Here is a 25,181-nt window from a genome sequence, read left to right as displayed (position 1 = left end):
CAATCACCCTCTCCTGTCGGAGAGGGTGATTACTCAGACAGATTCAAAAATCGCGCTTAATCCGCTTCTGCGCTCGGTGCGAGTGGCAATCGCCTGACCCAGCACGCGCTCATCCGCATACAGCGACAGACGCTGGCGCGCACGGGTAACGGCGGTGTAGACCAACTCACGGGTTACGACCGGCGAAAGCTGTGTCGGCAGGATCAGCGCCGCATGGTTGAACTCTGAGCCCTGAGACTTGTGTACCGTCATCGCCCATGCCGTTTCATGCTCTGGCAGACGGCTGGGCTGGACGGACTTCACGCTGCCGTCCGGTAGCTGGAACCAGACGCGCAAACCGTTACCGCGATCGAGCGCAATACCGATATCCCCGTTGAACAGCCCCAGCGCACTGTCGTTGCGGGAGATCATCACTGGCCGGCCTTCATACCATCGCGAATGCTGCTGACGGTTAATTTTGCGTTTCTGCACCAGCAGCTGCTCCAGCCTGTCATTCAGCCCCGCAACGCCGAACGGCCCTTCCCGCAATGCGCACAGAAGCTGGTATTCGCCAAATGCGGCAATGACCTGCCCGGGCTGACTGCGCTGCTGCACGCAGCTCAGAAAACGCTGGTATCCATGGAGAGCCTCCTCAAGCATAGCCTGATACTCTTCCCCGCTTTGCAGCGATTTCTTTTCAATGTCAGTGAAAGAGCCGTCAAACACCGTGCGCGTGGCATGCCGATCGCCACGGTTGACCGCCGCAGCCAGCTGGCCGATGCCGGAGTCGCTACCGAAACGGTAGCTTTTTTGCAGCAGGCACAGGCTGTCACGCAGTGCGCCTGCGACCGGCGAGTGATCGGGTTCAAGCGAGCAGCCGGTCAGGCGGGCAAGCTCCTGCGCCCGCGCGGCGGTATAACCGTAGCTGGCGTAGGTACAGATATCCCCCAGTACCGCCCCGGCTTCCACGGAGGCGAGCTGGTCGCGATCGCCCAGGAAAACCACGCGCGCATGCGGCGGCAGAGCATCGATCAGGCGCGACATCATGGTCAGGTCAATCATGGAGGCTTCATCCACCACCAGCACGTCCAGATGCAGCGGATTACCCGCATGGTAGCGCAGCCGCTGACTACCCGGCTGCGCGCCGAGCAGACGGTGCAGGGTACTCGCTTCACCCGGGAAAAGCGCAAGCTGCTCCTGAGTGAGCGGCAGCTGTTGCATCGCACCGCCCAGTGATTCGGTCAGTCGCGCCGCTGCTTTCCCGGTGGGTGCCGCCAGACGAATACGGCATCGCTGCTCGCCTGATAGCTGGATCAGGGCTGCCAGCAGCTTTGCGACGGTCGTGGTTTTCCCGGTCCCCGGGCCACCTGAAATCACCGAAATCCGCCGCGTCAGGGCGACGGCCGCCGCCACTTTCTGCCAGTCTGTAGGCTCACCGGAGTCAAACAGCCTGTCCAGTGTCTGGCGAAGCTGCGCTTCGTCGCAGGGAAGCGGCGCGTTGGTCTCACTAAAGAAACGCGCTACCGTCAGTTCGTTTCGCCACAGACGGTTCAGATATAAGCGCTCCCCCGTCAGGATCAGCGGCGCCTGGTTTTCTCCCGGCCCGACGGCCGACGATTCGCGCAAAATTTTCTGCCAGTCCACCCTCTCCCCCAGCAGCGCAAAGCAGGACTGGAGGACAGGCGGCATTTTCTCGTCAACAACCAGACGCGAGAGCGGCAGACACACATGCCCCTCTCCGGCGTCTTTACTCAATAGGGCAGCGGCAAGCATCACGGCGGGCTGGTCAGCGGCAATCATCATGGCAAACTGCACATCCAGCTGACGCAGCACGCGTTGCTCTACCGCTTCCAGCAATAAATCCTGCATCGTCATGCCATCTCCTCCGTGTTTGCTGCAAACAGGTTATCCATTTTATTAATCAATTCCGCATCCGGACGGGTGCTGAAGATCCCGGAGCGCGGATCGGCAGCGTCGACCCCGCGCAAGAAGAGGTAGATGACGCCACCAAAATGATCGTCGTAGCGGTAATCCGCAATACGGTGGCGCAAATAGCGGTGCAGCGCTAGCGTGTAGAGCTGATATTGCAGATCGTAGCGATGCATTTGCATGGCTGCCGCCATCGCCTGCTGGGTATAGGCTTCGCTGTTCTCGCCCAGCCAGTTCGATTTGTAATCCAGCAGGTAGTACCGTCCTTCGTGACGGAAGACCAGGTCGATAAAACCTTTCAGCATGCCCTGCACCTGACGGAAGTTCAGCGGCGGGCAACCGGCTGAGAGCGGATCGTACTGACGGATAAGCGCATCGAGCGCGTCGGCCTTAAGCGGGCCTGCGACAGGCAGATAAAACTCCATCTCAACCTGTTTATTTCTGGCCGTTAGCTGACGAAGAGCGAAGCCCTGCTCAGTCAGCGGTGCCTGTAAAATGGCGTTGATCCAGTCAGTGAGAACGGGCTGCCAGTGCGCGTCATAGCCCCCGCTCTGTAACATCTTCAGCACCCACTCCTCACTGACAGGCTGAGTAAAATCAAGCTCTTCAAAGAGGCTGTGCAAAAAGGTGCCCGGCGACGCGCCGCGTGGGAACTGATGCGGAGTTAACGTCGGTTCAACCGGAATATCACCCACCCCTGCGGCATCCACGTCCAGCTTCGGCATGAGATCCAGCGCAATACTTTGCCCGTGCTGTTGCAGGCCAGAATAGCTGGTGACGCGCCAGTCGTCGGCAAGCACCCGCGTGATCTGGCGCGCATTAAGGTCGGTCGCGGGCTCTTGCGCCATTTGCCAGCGGCTATTGTCTGGCAGAGACGGGATATGCAGTGCGATATCGTCACCGCAGAGCGACTCAATGCAGAGGCGCAACCCCGCCGCATCTTTCGGCTCGCCACGCTGAATAAGCCGCCCTAACGCGCTTAAATGGAAATCGCTTTCCCCTGTTTTCTCCCCGCGACGGCGGAAAACCGGGGCGACGCCCAGGCTGCAATGCCAGACAGAACGGGTCAGCGCCACGTAAAGCAGGCGCAAATCCTCCGCCAGACGCTCCGCTTCTGCCAGTTCAACGCTGGTCTCCGCCTTGCTGAGATCGAGCACCGCATCGAAAGTCTCGCGGTCATGGTAAAAGGCCTGATCCTGAACCCGGTAGTTCGCGATGAAAGGCAGCCAGACCAGCGGATATTCGAGACCTTTGGATTTGTGAATGGTGACGATTTGCACCAGATGCTTATCGCTCTCAAGACGCATCTGCTGGCTTGAAGAGTTACTGTTTGGATCCGCGATTTGCTGCGCCAGCCAGCGCACAAGGGCATGTTCACTTTCAAGCTGGGTACCCGCTTCCTGTAACAGTTCGCTGATGTGTAAAATATCGGTCAGACGCCTTTCACCGCCGGATGTCGCCAGCATATTTTCGGCAATCTGACGCCGTGTCATCAGCTCGCGCAGCATCGCCATGACGCCGCGCTTTTGCCAGCGTTCACGGTAATGGACAAACTCTTCTACCACCGCATCCCATGCGTTTTCGTCATGGTTGAGTTCATCAATATCCCGTGCGTTCAACCCCAGCATAGAACTGGCCAGCGCGCTTCGAAGCGTATTTTCGCGCTCCGGCGCCAGCACCGCCTGAAGCAACCAGAGCATTTCCTGGGCTTCCAGCGTGTCGAACACGCTGTCGCGGTTAGAGAGATACACTGACGGAATATCCAGCAACGTTAGCGCATCGCGGATTAACGCCGCTTCCTGACGACTGCGCACCAGCACGGTAATATCAGAGGCCTTTACAGGATATGCCTGTTCCCCCTTCCACAGTAGTGCCTCGCCGCGCGCGCCTGCGCTTAGCCAGTCACGGATTTGCGCGGCGCAGTGCTGGGCCATCGCCGCCTGATAATCGGCAACGCCATAGCCTTCCCCCTCAAGCAGCCAGAAGGTCATGGCGGGTTGTACCGCACCGCTGACTTCGTAGCGCAGGGATGCGTTTTTTGGGGCGGATTTCACCGGCAGGAAAGGGATTTCATTGAACATAAACGCCGTCTCCATACGGCTGAACAGCGCATTGACGCTCTCAACCATCCCCGGAGCGGAGCGCCAGTTGGTATCTAACGTGTAATGCGCGACCACCTCACTACGGGCTTTCATATAGGTGAAGATATCTGCCCCACGGAAGGCGTAAATGGCCTGTTTAGGGTCGCCTATCAGCAGCAGGGCAGTGTCGGGCTGCTGTCGCCAGATGCGGCGAAAAATGCGGTACTGCTGGGGGTCGGTGTCCTGAAATTCGTCAATCATCGCCACCGGAAAACGGGTACGGATCGCGCTGGCGAGCGCTTCACCATTCTCGCTGGACAGGGCTTCGTCCAGGCGGCTCAGCATGTCATCAAACCCCAGCTCGCCCCGGCGACGTTTTTCGCGCGCGACGGCCTGGCGGATCTCCGTCATGGCGCGGGTGATCATCAGGTCATTGAGCGTTAATGGCTCCGCAAGCAGCGCTTCAATCGCCACAAACAGGGGATGCTCAGGCACAATACCGTCGGCTTTGGTTCGCTCGGTCAAAAAGCGCTGCGAAAATTTTTCCAGTGCGTCCGGAAGCTGGTAACCCCGCGTCTCCTCCTGGGCCCAGGCGCTGATCTTTTCGATCCACTTCCCCTGGTTCCCACGGTTGAACTTGCGTCTGTCGATGCCTGAGTTTTCGATGATTGCATCAATTTCACCAACCGACTCATTCCACTTCTGCTTAAGCGCGGTAATTTTGGCGACGATCTTTTCATGGCGCGAGGCCAGCGTTTCATCGGCAGGCGGAGGAGATTTAATGACCGGCGCTTCGCCTTGCAGGTAACGGTCGATGGCGCGAAGAAGCTCTTCCGGACCTTTCCACAGGGCGTGAACCGCTTCAGCAATGTCGCGCTGCAACGGATAACAGTGACGACGCCAGAAATCCGCACAGGCCTGATAGCGAAGCTCGGATTCATCTTCAATAAGCTGCTGCTCAAAGAGCATGCCGGATTCAAACGCATTCAGGCTCAGCATGCGCTGACAAAAACCGTGAATGGTGAAGACGGACGCTTCATCCATTTGCCGTTCGGCCAGCAGCAGCCATTGCGCAGCCTGTTGCTTATCCGCAATCTCGTCCAGCAGGCTCGCGTAGAGGGGGTTATCCGTCGTCTGACGCAGACAGGCGATGCGCAGCTCATGAATGTTGCTGCGAATACGGCCACGCAGCTCGGCAGTGGCCGCTTCGGTGAAAGTTACCACCAGCAGCTCTTCCACGCTTAACGGGCGCGAAAAAGCGGCGTTGCCGCCGAGCCCCAACAGCAGACGCAGATAGAGCGCGGCGATGGTATAGGTTTTTCCCGTTCCCGCTGAGGCTTCAATCAGTCGCTCACCCTGTAGAGGTAAACTTAGGGGATCAAGCGGCTCAGCGGTATGGGTCATTCTTTCTTACTCCAGGGCATAGTTTGTTGCAGCGCGCTGACGCTCTTCCAGACGGTCCACTCTTTTGATTTTACGTAGTCCGTTTTCCCGTTCTGGCTGCCAGAAACCTGAGACAGGATGGCCATACCCTGCGGTTTTACTACCGCCTGATGGAAGAAATCGGCAACTTTTTGTGGCGTCAGCTGTTTTATTTCGGCCACTATTTTATCACGCGAATCAAATTTCATATTACCGCGATCAAAATCTTTGCTCAGCTGCGAGGCCTCTTCACCCAGCGTCTGCGGCGGTTGCATCACCTGGGCGATAACCGCCTGCTGGATCTGGGCAAACTCTTCCGGCTTCATGGCGCGCAGTTTTGCTTCCGCCTGCGGGAAGAATGCCTGATAACGTTGCCACAGGTAAGCGGGTTGCTTGTCGCTGCTTTGCAGAAGGAAGCCCAACCCCCACTGACGGCCCACATTCATCGAGAAAGCGAATACCGCATAACCCAGCTGCTCTTCGGTGCGCAGCTGGTTGTAAAACCACGGCTGAATAATTTGACCGAGCACCGCACTCTGGGCAGAGCTGGTAAATTCGTCATATCCGACAGGGACAAACACCGCGGCCAGCGCGGAATCCGTGCTGCTTCCCGCTTTTTCGAAGATCGCATTCTGCTTTTTCTCTACCAGCACATCCTGGTTACGGCACCACTCATCGCCTTTTGAACCCAGTTGCGCACGCACGTTTTGTGCCAGCGTTTTAGCCTGATCTTCGCTCATGTTCCCTACAACCAGGAACTCCGGACGAGTATTGGTTTTCAGCGAATCACGGTAAGCCAGCACCTCTTTTAAGGTGACTGAGGGCAATAACGCGCGGCGATCTTCGCGCTGGAAATAAGGAATTTGGGACAACATCTGTGCTGGCATAATCGCCTGATCGTAGGCTTTACCCTTCTCGGCAGAATCCATCATCTGGGCATACCAGGACTTAGCCTGCTCGAGCTGTTCTTCCGTAGGCGTATAGCTGAAATAACCGTCCAGCAGCGCCTGGAACAGCTGCGGCAAACGCTGGGTATAGCCGTTGGCATTCACCATCAGGCCGTTATTGGCATTGGTGGAGAAACTGATACCGCCAACGGCAGCCTGGTTGCTGAGCTGATCGAGGGCAATACCGGCCAGATAATCGTTAAGCGCAAACAGCACCTGGTTTCTGGCGCTGTCCATTGCTTTAGGATTACGCAGCACTACGCTGACATCCGCTTTTGGCTCGTCGCCGAAATAGCGGCTTGGGGTGTAGACCACGCGCAGCGTCGGCTCATCAACAATCAGCTCCGGATGCGGATAGGCCTTTGCAGGTTTGATCAGCGAGAAATCGTCCGGGATGTAGGGGTTAAGCTCCGGTAACTTCAGCGCAATTTCCCCCGCCTTTTTCTGCCAGCCCGCGAAGGTCTGTTCGCTGATTTTTTCAACCTGATACGGGGCATCAACGAAGTAGGCCATTTTGTTATGCGGTTCGTTCGGGCTGATATACCAGACGCGGGCATTCTGCGGAGTCATCATCGCCAGACGCGCTTTGAGCGCCCCGGCGTCATACTGATCGGCAATATTTACCGCATCCAGCGTATGTTCCACCGGCACGCGGATCATGGTATCTGCCAGCCACTCGACGTAGTCCATATCACGCGTAATAGAGGGATAGCGGAAATCGAGATCCAGCACGTGCGCCAGCTCGTCGAAGTAGCGTTTATCGACGCCTTTGTCGCGCAGCAGAGAGAGGTAACTGAAAATGGCCGCAACGACGTCGTCACGGTGAGCCAGCCCTTTATCGGTCAGCGTCGCGGAGATGGCCAGCACGCCGCTATTCCCGTTTACGACGGGATCGGAGTCAGCGCGAATACCTTCCACCAGCCCCTGCTTTTGCAGCCAGTCGGAGAGCGTACCCGGGCTGCGGTTGCCGATAAGATAGGTCACCAGCTCGTCAGTTTTGCTGCGGAACTGAGCCGTGTTGTTATCAATACGGAATTCTACGCGTAACACCTTACGCGGCAAGGCCGGCACATAGTGAATAACAATGCCTTTTTGCGCGTCCGTGACAACCGGCACGTTAATCTGCGGCAGATCGATATTTTTATTTGGCACCCTGCCATAGGTCTGCGCAGCCATGTTTGCCAGCGTCGGCAACGGTTTATTGCTGTAGATAACCGCTTTCATCAGATTGGCGGAATAGTATTTTTCACGAAACGCATGCAGCGCATCGAGCACCGGGCTACCCGGCTTGTCGCTCAGCGTTTCAAGGTTGCCGCCTGAGAAGCGCGAACCCGGATGCGCCGGATTGATGGTTTCAGCGCTAACCTGCGCCATGCGCATACCGTCTCGCGTGCGCGCCATCGTCAGTTCGGCGTTTACGGCGTTGCGTTCCCGGTCAGCATATTTTTTATCCAGCAGCGGTGCGGCGATGGCATCCGCCAGACGGTCCACCGCCCCGTCAAGCGCATCATTTTCCACTTCCAGGTAAAACGCGGTACGATACGGCGCAGTGCTGGCGTTGTGGCTGCCGCCATGCATTTTCAGAAATTCGGACAGGCTGTCAGGCTGTGGGTATTTTTTAGACCCCATCAGCGTCATGTGCTCAAGGTAGTGCGCCAGTCCCGGATGGTCATCAGGATCTTCCAGCGATCCGACCGGCACAACCAGTGCGGAGAGCGATTTAACCGCCTGAGGATCGGAAACCAGCAGCACGGTCATCCCGTTATCAAGACGAATCGCCTGATACTGACGGGTGTCCTTATCGCTCTTACGGATTGTTTCCTGGACAGGTTGCCAACCGGAATCGGCCTGAGTGACGGGAGCCCAAAGGGCGATAAACAAAACAAACGCTTTGAACAAGGTGCTGCCTGGCATTACGACCTCTTTATCACGGCTACATCATTAACAACGTGCGTGCTGGACACGCCAGCATCTCTTTCTTTGGGTACATCAGTCCGTGATAAGAGGTGCATCATAAATGAACACCCCGTGCTGTGCAATTTTTATACAGCACTCAGGACTGCTTAAATTTGAACAACGGTAACAGGTAGCGTTGCGCCTCTTCCGTGATAATGTCGAAATATTCTGGCTCCAGCGTTCGCCATAAACGTTGATACCAGACATCGTCGCCCTCGCCACGTACCATCATGTTCCCTTCGTAGGCCTGCAAAAACTTGCTGCGCGCTTTCTGGAGCGAAGCCTCATCCGTTAACATGGCATCATTCTGCGCGTCGTAACAGGCTTTTATCCATGCCCCCCCACTTTCAGGCAGCAAAAGCAGAGGCTTGTTCATGCCCTGACGATAACCTTCAATATAAAGCGACAGATACGTCAACGCCTGCTCAGGCTCCATCGGCGGGAAGCGCCACTCGCCGTCCTTACGTACAAACAACCGGCTTTCGCCTTCGTGACCACTCGCACTGTAGACAAGATGTTCGAGCCAGAGTTGCAGGCCATGTGAAACGCTGAGCATAGATGGGCGCCAGCGTAGCAGCCCGTCAGACTGCACGTGCGTGAGCCAGCCGCTGAGGTGCATACCGTTACAATCGAGATCAATTTCAATGCTGCTCGCCGGTTGCCGACACGCGATAACCCGGTCAGCAAGCGCTTGCATCTCCTCACACTGGGCATCCCAGACGATTTCGCCGAACGCACCATACGGCAGTAATCCCGACGCCCTGTAACGTCGGAACAGTTTACTGGCGTCTTCTTCGTCAACCAGCGCATTCAAAAGCTGGGAATTAAGCTTAAAACGCTCCAGTCCATCAAGAATAAACGGTTCCGCATCAGGGATTTCGCTCTCTTCCGAGCGGAAGTTCACCTGCAAGCGTTGCTGGAAAAAAGCCCGAACCGGATGGGCCCAAAAGCGCTGCAGCTGCTCAAACGTAAGGGTGTCTATGGCGCGCGGTTCGAGCGCCTGAATGAAATCGGTTTGCGGTGTGCCCGCGTTCTTCGCAGCGGGAAGCCACTCGCGGGCGTAGCTTTGCAGTTCATCAGGAACGTAATTGACAGGATCAAACGGCATACGGCTATGGTGACAGGTAATATGCGCTTTCACCCGACGTTCGCTTTCGTCGCAGTTACAGGCCTCATCGCCCGGCAGATAGTGACTCTGCCCGATGTAGTCCACCAGCTCCTGCAGCAGCACGGACGGGAAACGCTCGCTGTTGTCCTGAATTGAACGGCCGATATAGCTGATATAAAGCCTGCTTTGCGCAGACATCAGCGCCTCAAGGAAGAGATAACGGTCATCATCGCGGCGGCTGCGGTCGCCCCGCTTCGGCTGTGCGCTCATGAGATCAAAGCCAAGGGGTGGCAGCGCACGTGGATAAATACCGTCGTTCATGCCAAGCAGACAGACTACTTTGAACGGGATTGAACGCATCGGCATCAGGGTGCAGATATTCACCGGCCCAGCAAGGAAGCGCTGGCTGATGCGCTCCTGATCGAGACGTTGCGTCAGCTCATCACGCAGAAGCGAAAGGGGAACCGCCTCGTGATAGTGCGAATTAACCCCCTCATCAACGATGGCCTGCCACTGCTTCTCGATAAGCGCCATGGCGGCTTCCGTTTCGCTGTCCGGCAGGAAGAAGTCATTTAGCATTTCGCGGCAAATCGGCAGCCACTCTTCGAGTGGACGGGGCTGCATCAATGCACGGCGCCAGCGGTTGAGCTGCATCAGCAGCGAGGCTAAGTGACCAACCAGTTCCGCAATTAACCCACTGGACTCATCGTACGGCAGCACGTCATTCCATTCGCCGTGGATGCTCTCCATCGCATACCCCAGCAGCATACGCGTCAGGCCAAACTGCCAGGTATGCTGGCCAGTCGCGGGCAGCTCAAACTCCTGGACGTTATCATCGTCGATTCCCCAGCGGACGCCGGATTCGTTGACCCACTGGCGCAGGTAGCGCAAGCCCTCTTCGTTAATGCTGAAGCGTGCGGCCAGAACAGGCACATCCAGTAATGCCAGCACATCCTCAGAGATAAACCGGCTATCAGGCAGCGAAAGCAGGCTGATAAAGGCCTGTAGCGCCGGGTGTGACTGACGAGCACGGCGGTCAGAGATCGCGTAGGGAAGATAGCGGTCGCCCGTTGCGCTGCCAAATACAGCCTGAATAAACGGGCTGTAGCTGTCGATATCCGCCACCATCACCACGATATCGCGGGGTGTCAGGGTTGGGTCGTCCTGCAACATGGCCAACAGGCGGTCATGAAGAATTTCAACTTCACGCTGTGGGCTGTGGCAAACGTGGATCGCGATACTGCGATCGTCAGGATCCAGTTTTCGCTTCTTATCGCTTCGCGCAAACTCCTCGGCAGTGATCCCGGCCACGGCACGGTTTTCTAAATCCAGAATATCAAGCTGAATATTGTGCAGCAGGCTGTCCGGCGTAATATCCGCAAACGCGTCCACGTCCCCCTCTCCCGAGGAGGTGATATCTGAAAGCAGATAAATATAGTCGCGCCCCAGCTTGCCCCACGAGGCAAGTAGCGGGTTCGGCAGGTTCTGAATCCCCTCTTCATCGAAAAGCTGCGCCGCGTTTTCACTGTCTTTAAACAGCGGCACGGCGCGTTCCTCAAAGAGGCGTTTACGCTGGCGGGTGACCAGCCGTGAAAGCCAGCGCGGATCCTGAATATCTCCCCAATAGTGCCGACATGGGTTGGTAAAGAGGATATGGATATCAATGTGCTTACCGAGCGCTTTTAGCGCGTTCAGGTAGACAGGCGGCAGCGCGGAGATACCGCAAATGAACACGCGTGACGGCAAACGGGCTGGCCGTTCTGCGGTGTTCTCAAGTGTTGAGATAAAGCGATCGTACAAGTTAGCACGGTGCCATTTAGGCTGACCGAGCTGCCCGGTATGCTCGACCAGCGCTTTCCAGAGCGGCGCCTGCCAGATTTGCGCTTCCGGTAACCCATCGACTAATTCTCCCGCTTCCCAGCGAATCAGCCATTCTGCGCGGTAAACCAGATACTGGTCATAGAGGTCAGCAGTGCGTGAGGCCAGCTGAAAAAGTTTGCGCTTGTCGGTGTCGTCATTCAGATAGTGGCGCAGCATGGCGAACTCATCATGCGCCAGCATGTCCGGCAGCAGCGTCATCAGTTTCCAGGCCATGCTTTGTTTGTTGAAGGCACTCTGCTCAGGAATATCCGGCAGGACGCGAACAAACATCTCCCAGATAAAGCTCGCGGGCAGCGGAAAATCGATATTCGCCGCAATGCCAAACTTCTGCGAAAGGGACATTTGTAGCCACTGCGCCATACCGGTGCTCTGCACCAGCACCATTTCTGGCTCAAACGGATCGTCAAGACGCTCTTGCTCAACGATATACTCCATCAGTGCTTCCAGCACATCCAGACGATTTGAGTGGTAAACCCTTAGCATAAACGCTCCCGACTAGCGGCTAACCGGGCAATGCAGACGCGTCAACGCGCCCTGCCGCCCCAGAGGAGAAATAAGTGTGACCGTGATGCTGACACATCCGGACTGTGTTGTCTGCCCCCGACTGACCTGCCAGCCCGGCGGGAGCGTTAATGTTGAGATCTGCGACTGATTCCACGCATGATGCCATAGCTGGCGATACTGGCTAAGCGCCGCATACCGGGCTGCCAGCGCGCGATGATATCCGGATAACGCCGTCACAACTACAACCAGCAACATCATTGCCAGCAAAACCTCAACCATGCTAAATCCTTTTTGTCTGCTCAGGGTAACTGACATAGCGCACTTTCCTTAAGGGGGCAGAAGTCGCTCCAGCCGTGGGCAGAAAAGCGTATTTGTCCTTCCGCGATATCCCCGCCTCGCCATAGCAACAGATCGTCATTTCCGGCAATAAGCAAAACACGCTCCTCAAACAGCCTTACACAGACCCGCAGACCTTGTGTCTGCTTGCACTGAACCTCTGGCTGTAAAGCCCAGTCCTGAACGCGTCCCCACTCCAGTGCAGATTGCAAGGCAGCCTGCTGGCGAACAGACAAACTCTCGCCATTCACCAACGTACTAAAGGTTTGCAACTGCTGGTTTAATCCGGTGAGGATCAGCGTGCCGAGCACCAGCAATAGCAAGACCAGCGCCAGCGATGACATGCCCCGCTGACGATTCACAGATTAAACCCCGTTACGGTGTGGCGAGCCGAAAAGGGTGCAGTCAGTTCACCTTTGCGGCGGGCACGCAGCTCGATACTGATGACCGGCGCAAAGCCAGCACGATCGGTTTTAGTGACCATAAACTGCTCTATCAGGACCCGATCCGGGTCAGTGAGCTTATCCCATCCCTTACCTTCACAGGATGTCGCGCCCCGCAGCGTTTCGAGCGTTCCGGACTCAAGCCGGAATCCCGTGCTGTCATTTTCTGACGCGGTGCTATCCCACTGGCCGTTGCTGTTTGCATCCCATTGCACAATTGCACATCGCCCTTGCCTGCCGATAATTAACCCTTGCCCCTGACAATGCCCTGCACAGTATCCTGCTCGCTGGAGCTGTTTACCCATCGCAAGCAGGCGTTGCCACACCTCATCTTCCAGCTCCCGTTGCCCGGATTGCAGTAAAACACCCCGCTGTAGCCCCGGTAAAAAACGTGACGTGCTGAGTAACAGAATACTGCTTATCGTCATCGCAATCAGGACCTCCAGCAGGGAAAACCCTTTTTGTTTTACTGGCATAGACTTTCTCCTGCGGCATTACACAGCCTGATACGTCCGCCATTTGAGACAATAACCCACCACGCACCGGCGCGGCTCTGCACGCGAATATGTCCGGCCCATGCGGTATCCCTTAAGCCGTAAAATCCCAGCGCAGGCGTTACGTCGCTCAGCGTGACCTCCGGCCATAACGGTTTCATCACGAACGGGTCGCCGCTGTCGCAGCCCGGGACCACAGCGCTGACAAGGCAGGCCTGATTCCCGTCAGCGTGAAGCGCGATCCTGTGCTCGCTGTTGTGACGATTTGCGTCGTTTCGCAAGAACGCCAGGTAATCCCGCACCTGACAGGCTGTCTGCCAGAGCCGCTGCCGCTGTTGCCAGCTGTCCCAGCCATAAAGACCCGTCGCGCTGAGGATCACAACCAGCGAGATGGCGAAAAGGGTTTCGATAAGCGTAAAGCCATGTTCGTTTTTCATGGCGGAAGTGTGGCGGAATGGCAGAAAAGGCGCGAGCGTTAAACCAGAACATTACGAGCCGCTTTCCGGAGATTTTCACCCGTTGCAACGCGTTACATCGTCTCTGGAAACAGGCTCGAAGAACAAAACGAGCGCGAAAAAAAACCGGCGCTAAAGAGCACCGGTTGTGTCAGGATTCGCCGTATCAGATGGCGACAGGGGCTTTGATGCCAGGATGCGGGTCGTAGCCTTCAATCTCGAAGTCATCAAAACGGTAATCGAAGATCGAGTCCGGTTTGCGTTTGATCACAAGCTTCGGCAATGCACGCGGTTCGCGCGTCAGCTGGAGATGCGTCTGTTCCATATGATTGCTGTAGAGGTGGGTATCACCGCCCGTCCAGACAAAATCGCCCACTTCAAGATCGCACTGCTGCGCCATCATGTGCACTAACAGCGCGTAGCTGGCGATGTTAAACGGCAGGCCGAGGAACACGTCGCAGGAGCGTTGATACAGCTGGCAGGAGAGTTTGCCGTCCGCCACGTAGAACTGGAAAAACGCGTGGCAAGGCGCCAGCGCCATTTTATCCAGTTCACCCACGTTCCAGGCAGAAACAATGATACGGCGCGAGTCCGGGTCATTTTTCAGCTGGTTCATGACGGTCGTGATCTGGTCGATATGGCGGCCGTCCGGGGTAGGCCACGCGCGCCATTGCTTGCCGTAAACCGGCCCCAGGTCGCCGTTCTCATCTGCCCACTCGTCCCAGATGGAGACATTGTTTTCATGCAGATAAGCAACGTTGGTATCGCCTTGCAGGAACCAGAGCAGTTCATGAATGATCGAGCGCAGATGGCAGCGCTTCGTCGTCACCAGAGGGAAGCCTTCTTGCAGATTGAAGCGCATCTGGTGGCCAAAAATGGAGAGCGTACCGGTGCCGGTGCGGTCGTTTTTCGGCGTGCCCTCGTCGAGCACTTTTTTCATCAATTCAAGATACTGTTTCATGATTCCTCAGGAAAGTTGTTGCTGTGGACGACGACGATACGCCCAAATCATCATAATGGCACCCGCGACAATCATCGGAATGGAGAGGATCTGCCCCATGCTGATGTACTGTACCCACTCGCCGGTAAACTGTGCATCCGGCTGGCGGAAGAACTCGACGATGATACGAAACGCGCCGTAGCCAATCAGGAACAGACCAGATACTGCCCCCATTGGGCGCGGTTTGCGGATATACAGATTCAGGATGATAAACAGCACCACACCTTCCAGCGCCAGCTCATAAAGCTGAGACATATGACGCGGCAGAACGCCGTAGGTATCGAAAATGGACTGCCACTCAGGATGCGAAGGCAGCAGCGCGATATCCTCTGCGCGGGAGCCCGGGAACAGCATGGTAAACGGCACGCTCGGATCGACACGCCCCCAGAGTTCACCGTTGATGAAGTTGCCCAGACGCCCTGCACCCAGCCCAAACGGGATTAATGGCGCAATAAAATCAGCCACCTGGAAGAAGTTACGTTTGGTGCGTTTGGCGAAGATCACCATCACGAGGATCACACCAATCAGTCCGCCGTGGAAGGACATGCCGCCGTCCCAGACGCGCAACAGATAGAGCGGGTCGTTCAGGAATACCGGGAAGTTGTAGAACAGGACATAGCCGATGCGCCCGCCCAGGAATACGCCAAGAAAGCCAGCATAAAGCAGGTTTTCCACTTCGTTCTTCGTCCAGCCGCTGCCCGGACGACTGGCGCGACGACCAGCAAGCCACATGGCAAAGACGAAGCCCACCAGGTACATCAGTCCGTACCAGTGAAGCGCTACAGGTCCTATTGAGAAAATAACCGGATCGAATTCCGGAAAATGCAGATAACCACTGTTCATCTGTCACCACAAGATGTTGTTATTCCGCTGAAAGTGGACAGCGGCTGAATTGCATTCCCGCCGTTGGCAGGTGCTCCAAAGTTGCGAATCATAGCATAAGGCAGGCGCGGAGGATGCGCCTGAGATGTAAAAGATGTGTATAGGGTTTTATGCGCGCTGTTCCCCCTCACCCCATTCCTCTTCCTCAAGGGAGAGGGGGTCGTCCGAGCAGTCATTATTTTGTGGGGATCAGCGGCCGCCGCGGATCAAACCGCCCATGCCGCGTCGCTCCATAAACGCCGCCACCTGATGGCGCACTTCGGCTGCCAGCTGTGCTTCCAGGCTACGCGCGGCCAGCTCATGCGCCTCATCTTGTTCGATGTGACGTAACAGGTATTTCACGCGCGCAACGGAACGTCCGTTCATTGACAGGTGACGGAAACCGAGGCCAATCAGGATCGCCACGCACATCGGATCGCCGGCCATTTCACCGCACAGGCGCAGGTCGATATTATGCTGCTCGGCTTCGCGGGCGATCATCGCCAGGGCACGAAGCATCGCCGGATGCAGGCTGTCGTAGATACTGGCCACGCGGGTATTGTTGCGATCGACCGCCAGAATGTATTGCGTTAAGTCGTTGGTGCCAACGGAGATAAAATCAACGCGGGTTGCCAGCTGCGGTAACATAAAGACCATCGAAGGCACTTCCAGCATCACGCCAATACGGGGTTTAGGGATCGCGTAGCCGATCATCTCTTCCACTTCGCGCCCTGCACGTTCAATCAACCGCCGCGCTTCGTCGATCTCGTCAATACTGGTGACCATCGGCAGCAAAATGCTGAGATTCCCCGTGGCCGCGTTGGCACGCAGCATCGCACGAACCTGGATAAGGAAAATTTCCGGCTGATCGAGGGTAATGCGGATCCCACGCCAGCCGAGGCAGGGATTCTCTTCACTGATGGGCATATAGGGCAGTTGCTTATCCGCGCCGACGTCGAGGGTGCGCAACGTGACGGGTTTGTCGTTAAACATCTGCAACATGCCCTGATACTGCGCAACCTGCTCCTCTTCTGACGGGAAGCCGCTTTGCAGCATGAACGGTATTTCGGTGCGGTAGAGACCAATGCCATCGATGCGGCTGCCGAGCTTCTCTTCATGCTCGGGGCTTAATCCCGCGTTGAGCATCACCTTTACCCGCTCACCGCTCTTGAGCTGCGCGGGCAGGTTGACATCATCTTCCGCCAGCTTGCTTAATTCATTCTCTTCGCTGATAAGACGCTGGTACTCCTGAAGGAGAACCGGCTCAGGATCCACCAGCAACTCACCGCGATATCCGTCCACCACCAGCGTGCGGCGATGCAGTACGGAGGGCTGAATATCCGCCCCCATCACGGTCGGAATACCGAGCGCACGCACCATAATGGCGGCATGAGAGTTAGCTGCGCCATCGCGCACCACCACGCCCGCCAGCCTGTCCTGCGGTAATTCCGCCAACGTCGTCGCCGAGAGTTCATCGGCCACCAGCACAAACCGGTTCGGCCAGGCATTCGCCCCCTGAATAGTATCATCGAGGTGGAACAGCAGACGTTGCCCAAGCGCGCGTAAATCGCCGGCGCGCTCTTTCAGATAGCCGTCAGTCAGTACCGCAAACTGCTCGGCAAATTTTTCAATGACCTTTTTAACCGCCCACTCTGCCACCGACCCCTTATCGACCTCGGCAAATAACTCACGACGCAAACGCGCATCGGAAAGCAGGTGTGAGTAGAGATCGAAAATGGCCGCCGTCTCTTTTTGCGCGCCAGCGGCAAAGCGTTTGCTGTAGCGACGAAACTCATTCGCCGCCTCTTCCAGCGCAGCGGTGAGCCGTTCGCGCTCAAGCGCCTCATCCAGCGTAGAGGCTTCGTAGACCTGCTCCATCAGCGGGAGCGTGGCATCCATCCAGCCTTCGGCTATAGCGACCCCCGGCGAGGCCGGAAGCGCGCGAATACGCGTATGACGATACTGACCAAAAAGAGCTGTCAGTTGGGACTGAGAGAGGATCGCCGCCATCTGCGTTGCCAGCGTGACGAGGAAGGACTCCTCGCTTTCATCGTACTGGCGCAGCTCGCGCTGCTGAACAACAAGCACGCCAAGCAGCTGGCGGCGCTGAATAATCGGTACGCCAAGAAACGCGCGGAAACGCTCTTCTTTGACGGAAGGGATATATTTGAAGCTGGGGTGTTTTTGCGCATCGGCAAGGTTGATTGGCTCCGCCAGTCGCCCGACCAGGCCAACAATACCTTCATCAAACGCGAGCGTGACGGTGCGTCCCCGTGGTTTTTTTAATCCGCGGGTTGCCATAAGGTAGTAGCAACGTCGGTCATGGTCGGCCAGGTAGACCGAACAGACCTCGGTTTCCATCGCAAGACAGATGTCCGTCACCAGAATATTCAGCGCCTCGTTGAGGCGAGGCGCACTGGCGACCTTTTCAACTATTTCTCGCAAGCGGGTGAGCATGATTTGCGTAGCTTAACCTCTTTTACGTCGCCAGGCAGGTGCGCTCTGTGGCTTCGGAGTCGTCTCCTGAAGCTGCATCACGACACTTGCGAACTCTTTCATCACCCTACGGTATACATCGCGCTTGAATGACACGACCTGACGAACCGGATACCAGTAGCTTACCCAGCGCCAGCCATCAAACTCTGGCGTGCTGCTGGTTTGCATATTGATATCTGAATCGTTGCCCACCAACTGCAAAAGAAACCACTTCTGTTTCTGGCCGATACAAACCGGCTTTGTGTCCCAACGCACCAAACGTTTCGGTAACTTGTAACGCAACCAGTTGCGGGTCGAAGCCAGGATGCGAACATCTTTTCGGCTTAAACCAACCTCTTCAAACAGCTCCCGGTACATCGCTTGTTCTGGGGACTCTCCAGGATTGATCCCGCCTTGCGGGAACTGCCAGGAGTGCTGACCATATCGCCGGGCCCACATCACCTGGCCCTGACGATTACAAATTACTATTCCTACGTTTGGGCGGTAGCCATCGTCATCAATCACCGGACTACCCCAAACTAAATCTGATATATGAATGATTGTTTCACACTACAGGGAGGCGGTAAACCACTCTCTTACAGGCCTGCAACCTAATAACATTTGAATAACTCACAATTTTGTGAGGAGTTATAAACAGATGAGGGCGACTGAGACCATTTTTATTCACCTTTTCTGTGGATATAGTTGTGAAGAAGTATGGAATTACCGATGAACAACCTTGTGGCCCGGCGAATCGGCAATTTTCATCACTTAAAATAAATTATTTAAATTCATCTAGTTAAACGTAAATTTAGGGTATCAAAGGCGATTAACGTGACGATCGTCACATCAAAGATCTTCCTGGTGATGAAAGATCGAACAGCGTCGGTTTTATCCACAGATTGTGCCAATAAGTTAGGCACAATTTGTGTGAAAATTCGATTTTCATCGCACGTCAAGGCTGTAAATTGAAACAGTAGTGGCGGTTATTCCCAGTTATCCCATTTTTCTGTGGATAACATGGTGTAAGATCCTGTTTATTGTCAGTGACCAGAATTGCACAACCTGTTTTTTAGCCATGGCGCGACGGGATACATTTCTAAAAAAAATAATATAAATCATCCACATGGAATATGTACTCAGAAAAAAGTAAACTCTATCCACAAGGGATAAAATATCAGTTCATTTTTTAACCAAAAGGTTGTCAGCATGCATTCTCTCGCCCCACTGCTCTCTCCTCCCGTCAGTGAAGCCCAGTTGCTCCAGCAGGCACAACGTCTGGCAGGCTATGCACTGGGCGAGCTGGCCGTGATGGCGGGGTTGACGATACCCAACGATCTGAAGCGCGATAAAGGCTGGATCGGCGTGTTGCTTGAACGTTGGCTGGGCGCAAGCGCGGGCAGTAAACCCGAGCAAGATTTTGCGGCGCTGGGGGTGGAACTGAAGACGATCCCCATTGATAGCCTGGGGCGGCCACTGGAAACTACCTTTGTCTGCGTTGCGCCGCTAACGGGTAATAGCGGAGTGACATGGGAAACCAGCCACGTCAGGCATAAGCTGAAGCGGGTGTTGTGGGTACCCGTTGAGGGTGACAGGCAGATCCCGCTGGCAGAGCGTCGCGTTGGCGCCCCGCTGCTCTGGAGCCCGGATGAAGAAGAAGAAAGACAGCTTTCCCAGGACTGGGAAGAGCTGATGGACATGATTGTGCTGGGACAGGTTGAGCAGATCACCGCCCGGCATGGCGAAGTGCTGCAACTCCGTCCCAAAGCCGCCAACAGCAAAGCGCTCACTGAAGCGGTAGGTGCACAGGGCGAACCGATCCTGACGCTGCCGCGCGGCTTCTATCTTAAAAAGAATTTCACCGGTGCACTGCTGGCACGACACTTCCTGTTGAAAACATAGTTTTTTACCAATTTTGCGCTCCGGCTAACATAATCTCCTCCTTTTTAAGATTTCCCCCCTTTCACCTGTCGTAATATCAGGTTATTACTACACTATGATTTGATACGAGCCAGGTGAGGATGAGAACGATGAAAAAATGGGCAGTAATTATCTCAGCAGTCGGTTTAGCGTTTGCGGTATCGGGTTGTAGCAGCGACTATGTCATGTCAACGAAAGATGGTCGTATGATCCTGACCGATGGCAAACCCGAAGTCGACGACGATACCGGTCTGGTGAGTTACCGCGATCGCGAAGGCAATCAAATGCAAATTAATCGCGACGAAGTCTCCCAGATCATCGAGCGTTAAACAGATAAAGGTCAGTAGCTTGCTGGCCTTTTTGATTTTTTCCTTCCCCTTTTGCCTTCCCTCTGCCATGTTTATATTCCTTTGTCGGGAGGTTCCTGACGCGGTCTGTATGTCTAAAAAAGGAAACCGGCTATGCATTATCACCGTATCCCCCATAGCGCTCTGGAGATCAGCCAGCTGGGGTTAGGCACCATGACATTTGGTGAACAAAACAGCGAAGCCGATGCCCATGCACAACTCGATTACGCCGTCAGCCAGGGCATTAACCTGATTGACGTGGCGGAGATGTACCCAGTTCCTCCCCGCCCGGAAACTCAAGGTCTTACCGAAACGTATGTCGGCAACTGGCTGGCGAAACGCGGCAATCGCGAAAAGCTGGTCATCGCTTCTAAGGTTAGCGGCCCTTCCCGTAATAACGATGCCGGGATCCGCCCTAACCAGATCCTCGATCGCAAGAATATCCGTGCTGCGCTGGATGCCAGCCTCAAGCGCCTGCAAACCGACTATCTCGATCTTTATCAGGTGCACTGGCCGCAGCGTCCGACGAACTGCTTCGGTAAGCTTGGCTACACCTGGAACGAGAGTGCTCCGGCCGTCACCCTGCTGGAAACACTGGAGGCGCTTACGGAATGCCAGCGCGCGGGTAAGATCCGCTACATCGGCGTTTCCAACGAGACGGCGTTTGGCGTAATGCGCTATCTGCATCTGGCCGATAAACACGACCTGCCGCGGATCGTGACCATCCAGAATCCGTACAGCCTGCTGAACCGCAGTTATGAAGTGGGTCTCGCGGAAGTGACGCAGTACGAAGAGGTGGAGCTGCTAGCCTACTCTTGCCTGGGCTTCGGAACCCTGACGGGCAAATACCTGAACGGCGCGAAACCGGCTGGCGCGCGTAACACGCTTTTCAGCCGCTTCACCCGCTATAGCGGCGAGCAGACACAAAAAGCCGTGGCGGCCTATGTGGATATCGCGAAGCGTCACGGACTCGATCCGGCGCAGATGGCGCTGGCCTTCGTGCGTCGTCAGCCGTTTGTGGCAAGTACCCTGCTCGGCGCAACGACAATGGATCAGTTAAAAACCAATATTGAGAGTTTCCACCTGAACCTGAGTGAAGAGGTCTTAGCGGAGATTGAAGCGGTGCATCAGGTTTATACTTACCCGGCACCTTAAGTTGACGATTTGCCCGGTGGCGGCGTTGCCTTACCGGGCCTACAAAATCCGCCAACATCACGAAACGTAGGCCGGGTCAGGCGGAGCCGCCACCCGGCAAAGATATCACCGCCGACGCTGCCAGACCCACAGCCCGGTAATCGCCAGCGCAAACAGTGCGCCAAACCCCACCCCGATTGCCACAACCGGCGCACCTGCTTTTACCGCCAGCGAGTAAATCCCCAGCATCAGCAGCATCGCCATGTTTTCGCCAAGGTTTTGCACCGCAATGGCGTTGCCAGCCCCGACGGTCTGCTTGCCGCGCTCCTGCAAAAGCGCGTTGAGCGGCACCACAAAGAAACCGCCTAATACGCCGATCAGTAACAACAGGGCATAGGCAGGCAATATGGCATGTTGCAGGGAGAAGAACAGAACGCCGACGCCGATCAGGATCCCCGCAGGCATGCAGCGCGCAACGGTTTCGAGCGTCACCAGTTTGGCCGCAGCCCCGGCCCCGACCACAATCCCGACGGCGACCATGGCATTCAGGTAGGTCGGCGTGGCGTTGTCTGTTATACCCAGCGCCACCGGCACCCACAGCACCAGCAGGAAACGCAGCGTAACGCCGGCCCCCCAGAACATGCTGGTGCCCATCAGCGAGAAGCGTGTTTCACCGTTACGCCACAGTACGCGGCAGGCGTTAAAGAAGCTGCCGGTCATTGGCCCGAAGCGCCAGGATTGTCCCGGACGCGCCACGGCCAGTTTGGGGATAAACAGGTTGGCGATCACCGCGCCACCGTACATCAGGGCACAGATGCCAAGCGCGGCGAGCACGTGCCAGTCTGCCAGTACGCCGCCCGCCACCGAACCCAGCAGAATCGCCGCAATGGTGGAGGACTCCATCAGGCCGTTGGCCTTCACCAGCTTATCACCGGTGGTAAGCTCCCCCAGAATGCCGTACTTCGCCGGAGAGTAAGCGGCCGCGCCAATGCCCACCAGCGTGTAGCCAACAAACGGGTTGATACCAAAGCAGATGCTTGCCGCGCCCAGAAGCTTAAGACTGTTGGCAAACATCATGACCCGACCTTTGGGGAAGCTGTCCGCCACCTGGCCAACAAACGGCGCAAATACAATGTAAGCACCCACAAACACCATCTGTAGGATCGGCTGGCTCCAGTCGGGATAAAACTCAGCTTTCAGCAACGCCAGCGTAGCAAACAGCAACGCGTTATCGCCGAACGCGGAAAGAAACTGGGCGGCGATAACCGCCATCATGCCTTTCGACCAGATTGAAGTGTTAGTGTGTACTGACTCACGCATTATGCTGTTCCGCCTCTTCAACCATGCCCTTCAGGGTCACAAAATCGGGTTTACCGCTGCCCAGCACCGGTAACTGTTTGAGGTAACGAATATCGCGGGGGACCGCCAGCTCGGGGATACCATGTTCGCGCGCATACCTGAGAAGCGCATCACGCTTCAGTTCACCGTCAGTAGTAAAGAGCACCAGCGCCTCGCCTTTACTGGCATCACTTTTCACCACGGTCGCATGCATTTTCTCCGCCGAGACTGCGGTCGCCAGCGTCTCGACCATTTCAAGAGAGACCATTTCCCCGGCGATCTTGGCGAAGCGTTTTGCACGTCCCTGGATCTGCACGAAGCCCTGATTGTCGAAGCGCACGATATCGCCCGTGTCGTACCAGCCCGTTTCAACCTCGCCATTGACGTTCTCGGCCGTCGGCGCCTCAAGCACGCCCGGGTTTTCCACACGCAGATAGCCGTTCATGACGTTCGGCCCTTTCAGCTGAAGACGTCCGCCGTCTTCAATACCCGGTACCGCCAGCAGACGCGCGTCCAGCCCCGGCAGAATGCGGCCAACCGTTCCCGGTTTCGCCGCCATCGGAACGTTGATGGAGACCACCGGCGCGCACTCCGTCACGCCATAGCCTTCCAGAATCCGCAGGCCAAACTTGTCCTGCCAGATCTGGCGCGTACTGTCCTGGAGTTTTTCCGCCCCCGCCACCACGTAGCGCACGCGGAAGAAATCATACGGGTTGGCGAAGCGCGCGTAGTTTCCGAGGAAGGTGGACGTCCCAAACAGCACCGTGCAGTTACGGTCATAAACCAGCTCCGGCACAATGCGGTAGTGCAGCGGGCTTGGGTAGAGGAACACCTCGGCACCGGTCAGCAGCGGCGTAAAGAGACCCACGGTCAAACCAAATGAGTGGAACAGCGGCAGCGCCGACATAAAGCGATCGTTGGCGGTAAAGTCAGCGATGGTTTTAATCTGTTCGACGTTTGCCAGAATGCTTTTGTGGCTATGAACCACACCTTTCGGGTTGCCTTCAGAGCCGGAGGTAAAGAGGATAATGGCATCATCCTCCGGCTGCTGCTTAACCTGCGCCAGACGCGGCATCAGCAGGTGCGCGAAAATCCACAGCTTGTCGGCGGTCGTGACGTCTGCTTTCAGATCTTCCAGGAACACCCAGCGCACCTGCGTCAGCTGTTCCGGCAGGTGCCACAGCTTGCCTTTGTCCAGGAACTGGCGGGAGGTAAAGATGGTGTTGATTTGTGCTGCGGTAATCGCGCTGGAGAGCCCTTTCACGCCCGCCGTGTAGTTCATCATCGCCGGAATGCGGCCCCGGGAGACGGCACCAAAGATCACCGCCGCGCTGATACCCGCGTTTGGCAGCATCAGGCCGATCTTTTCGCCCTGTTTGCTGTACTTTTCCAGGATACGCCCGACAAACAGCGTTTTGGTCAACAGCTTACGGTAGGTATCCGGCGTAAAGTTGATGTCTTCGATGCAGTTTTTCTTCGCACCGTAGCGATACTGCGCCGACAGCAACGATTCATACAGCGTTTCGCGCGGGCGTACGGCCATGCGCGCTTCCATCATAATCTGGTGCAGCATTTCCCCGGCGATTTTACGGCGGTCACGCGCGCGCGGCGCCTCGGGCATCGGCAGTGACGTCGGCGGTAATATATGCAGCGTAATTTTCGGGAACAGACGCTGCTTCACCAGCCCTTTCAGACGGCTGAAAAAGGTCAGCTCAGCCCCGTCGATGCGTAGCGGCACGACGGTGGCCTGAGACTTCGCCGCGACAAAACCGGCGCCGTCGTAAATTTTCATCAGGGAGCCCGTCACTGAAATCCGCCCTTCCGGGAAGATAACCACCGGACGCCCCTGCCCAATCAGACGCACCAGATGTTTAATCATCATCGGTTTGGTAGGGTCGAGCGGGACAAAATCAATCAGCGGCCTGAGCCAGCGCATGTACCATTTTTCACTGATGGAGCTGTACACCGCAAAGACGGGCCGCACGGGCAAAAACAGCGCCAGCAATACGCCATCAAGAAAAGAGACGTGATTCGGTGTGATAAGAACACGCTCGCTATAGAGTGCCTGCGTATCGCCAGTCACGCGAATGCGAAACAGGACACGAAACAGTGTGCGGAAGAACCCAAAAAGCATTTCAACTCCCTTTGCCAGCCAGTGTGAAAGGTATAAATGGTGGCAGATTACACGAGAAGTAGTGAGGGAGCGATAGCAAAAACAGAGGCGAAAAAAAACCTGCGCATCCGCGCAGGTTGGTGCAAGTGAAGAGTACGAAAACGTACCAGGAATTCTCACCAATCAATACCTCTGGGATCTTGATTGTGGCCTCCGGCGACAGGCTTCGCCAGCAGGAAAACGCAAGGGAATGAGCCGAAGTGCAACCAGGTGTGAATAATCTCTTTTGCTGTTACAGGTTGAACTTACAGGCAAAAAAAAACCTGCGTAAAACGCAGGTTGGTGTAAATCGTGTTAATCAACCGAAGTTGATTCCACCTATCAATACCTCTGGGATCTCGACTCTAGCAATTCACAACGCATCGTTGCCAACGGACAATCGCAACAGCCTGAGGCAA

General features: G+C 56.0%; 17 protein-coding genes and 1 pseudogene. 4 read left to right on the top strand and 14 right to left on the bottom strand.

Annotated elements, in window-relative coordinates; translation table 11 throughout:
• Nucleotides 1–33: 33 nt before the first annotated feature.
• The 12 genes from recD to rppH form a co-directional block, all read right to left on the bottom strand.
• Complete coding sequence (recD, locus tag C3451_RS12015) at nucleotides 34–1,854, bottom strand: exodeoxyribonuclease V subunit alpha (RefSeq protein WP_045620846.1); 1,821 nt, start codon at nucleotides 1,852–1,854, stop codon at nucleotides 34–36.
• Nucleotides 1,851–5,393 carry an exodeoxyribonuclease V subunit beta gene (recB, locus tag C3451_RS12010; RefSeq protein WP_063139183.1) on the bottom strand — a complete coding sequence of 1,181 codons (3,543 nt, stop codon included), beginning with the start codon at nucleotides 5,391–5,393 and terminating at the stop codon, nucleotides 1,851–1,853. Before recB ends, recD begins: the two co-directional genes overlap by 4 nt.
• Entirely contained in the window at nucleotides 5,390–8,272 is a 2,883-nt protein-coding gene (gene ptrA / locus C3451_RS12005; protein WP_032626031.1) for a pitrilysin, read from the bottom strand. The genes recB and ptrA overlap by 4 nt, the downstream gene beginning before the upstream one ends.
• A 139-nt stretch (nucleotides 8,273–8,411) precedes the next feature.
• Complete coding sequence (recC, locus tag C3451_RS12000) at nucleotides 8,412–11,786, bottom strand: exodeoxyribonuclease V subunit gamma (protein WP_032626033.1); 3,375 nt, start codon at nucleotides 11,784–11,786, stop codon at nucleotides 8,412–8,414.
• A 12-nt stretch (nucleotides 11,787–11,798) separates the two neighbouring features.
• Nucleotides 11,799–12,122, bottom strand: coding sequence for a prepilin-type N-terminal cleavage/methylation domain-containing protein (locus tag C3451_RS11995; RefSeq protein WP_023298509.1), 324 nt, complete (start codon nucleotides 12,120–12,122; stop codon nucleotides 11,799–11,801).
• On the bottom strand, nucleotides 12,107–12,505 hold the full coding sequence (locus C3451_RS11990) for a DUF2509 family protein (protein ID WP_032626037.1): 399 nt from the start codon (nucleotides 12,503–12,505) through the stop codon (nucleotides 12,107–12,109). Before C3451_RS11990 ends, C3451_RS11995 begins: the two co-directional genes overlap by 16 nt.
• Nucleotides 12,502–13,062 (bottom strand): prepilin peptidase-dependent protein, encoded by a 561-nt coding sequence (locus tag C3451_RS11985; RefSeq protein WP_032626039.1) that lies wholly within the window; start codon nucleotides 13,060–13,062, stop codon nucleotides 12,502–12,504. Before C3451_RS11985 ends, C3451_RS11990 begins: the two co-directional genes overlap by 4 nt.
• Entirely contained in the window at nucleotides 13,053–13,517 is a 465-nt protein-coding gene (locus C3451_RS11980) for a prepilin peptidase-dependent protein (RefSeq protein ID WP_032626041.1), read from the bottom strand. The genes C3451_RS11985 and C3451_RS11980 overlap by 10 nt, the downstream gene beginning before the upstream one ends.
• 184 nt (nucleotides 13,518–13,701) lie before the next feature.
• Nucleotides 13,702–14,496 (bottom strand): thymidylate synthase, encoded by a 795-nt coding sequence (gene thyA / locus C3451_RS11975; protein ID WP_006811817.1) that lies wholly within the window; start codon nucleotides 14,494–14,496, stop codon nucleotides 13,702–13,704.
• 6 nt (nucleotides 14,497–14,502) lie between these two features.
• Entirely contained in the window at nucleotides 14,503–15,378 is an 876-nt protein-coding gene (lgt, locus tag C3451_RS11970; RefSeq protein WP_032626044.1) for a prolipoprotein diacylglyceryl transferase, read from the bottom strand.
• A 228-nt stretch (nucleotides 15,379–15,606) separates the two neighbouring features.
• Complete coding sequence (gene ptsP, locus C3451_RS11965; protein ID WP_023306854.1) at nucleotides 15,607–17,853, bottom strand: phosphoenolpyruvate--protein phosphotransferase; 2,247 nt, start codon at nucleotides 17,851–17,853, stop codon at nucleotides 15,607–15,609.
• Nucleotides 17,854–17,865: 12 nt separating this feature from the next.
• Nucleotides 17,866–18,396, bottom strand: coding sequence for an RNA pyrophosphohydrolase (gene rppH / locus C3451_RS11960; RefSeq protein WP_032622373.1), 531 nt, complete (start codon nucleotides 18,394–18,396; stop codon nucleotides 17,866–17,868).
• Nucleotides 18,397–18,850: 454 nt separating this feature from the next.
• Here rppH and C3451_RS24540 point away from each other — a divergent pair.
• The 4 genes and pseudogenes from C3451_RS24540 to C3451_RS11945 all read left to right on the top strand — a co-directional run.
• Nucleotides 18,851–18,925 (top strand): annotated as a pseudogene (locus C3451_RS24540) (hypothetical protein); the annotation flags it as partial.
• 155 nt (nucleotides 18,926–19,080) lie between these two features.
• On the top strand, nucleotides 19,081–19,773 hold the full coding sequence (gene mutH, locus C3451_RS11955; RefSeq protein ID WP_022649239.1) for a DNA mismatch repair endonuclease MutH: 693 nt from the start codon (nucleotides 19,081–19,083) through the stop codon (nucleotides 19,771–19,773).
• Between the two features lie 128 nt (nucleotides 19,774–19,901).
• On the top strand, nucleotides 19,902–20,120 hold the full coding sequence (locus C3451_RS11950; RefSeq protein ID WP_003862794.1) for a YgdI/YgdR family lipoprotein: 219 nt from the start codon (nucleotides 19,902–19,904) through the stop codon (nucleotides 20,118–20,120).
• A gap of 132 nt (nucleotides 20,121–20,252) precedes the next feature.
• On the top strand, nucleotides 20,253–21,293 hold the full coding sequence (locus tag C3451_RS11945; RefSeq protein WP_015571754.1) for an NADP(H)-dependent aldo-keto reductase: 1,041 nt from the start codon (nucleotides 20,253–20,255) through the stop codon (nucleotides 21,291–21,293).
• Nucleotides 21,294–21,398: 105 nt separating this feature from the next.
• Here the strand turns inward: C3451_RS11945 and lplT are convergent, their stop codons facing one another.
• Both lplT and aas read right to left on the bottom strand, forming a co-directional pair.
• Nucleotides 21,399–22,592 carry a lysophospholipid transporter LplT gene (gene lplT / locus C3451_RS11940; RefSeq protein WP_022649240.1) on the bottom strand — a complete coding sequence of 398 codons (1,194 nt, stop codon included), beginning with the start codon at nucleotides 22,590–22,592 and terminating at the stop codon, nucleotides 21,399–21,401.
• Nucleotides 22,585–24,744 (bottom strand): bifunctional acyl-ACP--phospholipid O-acyltransferase/long-chain-fatty-acid--ACP ligase, encoded by a 2,160-nt coding sequence (gene aas / locus C3451_RS11935; RefSeq protein ID WP_045620843.1) that lies wholly within the window; start codon nucleotides 24,742–24,744, stop codon nucleotides 22,585–22,587. Before aas ends, lplT begins: the two co-directional genes overlap by 8 nt.
• Between the last annotated feature and the right edge of the window lie 437 nt (nucleotides 24,745–25,181).

Origin of the sequence: Enterobacter sp. 301B (genome assembly GCF_003850715.1) — a bacterium.
GTDB classification, from domain to species: Bacteria; Pseudomonadota; Gammaproteobacteria; order Enterobacterales; family Enterobacteriaceae; genus Enterobacter; species Enterobacter intestinihominis.
This window is presented reverse-complemented; position numbering and strand designations above follow the sequence as displayed.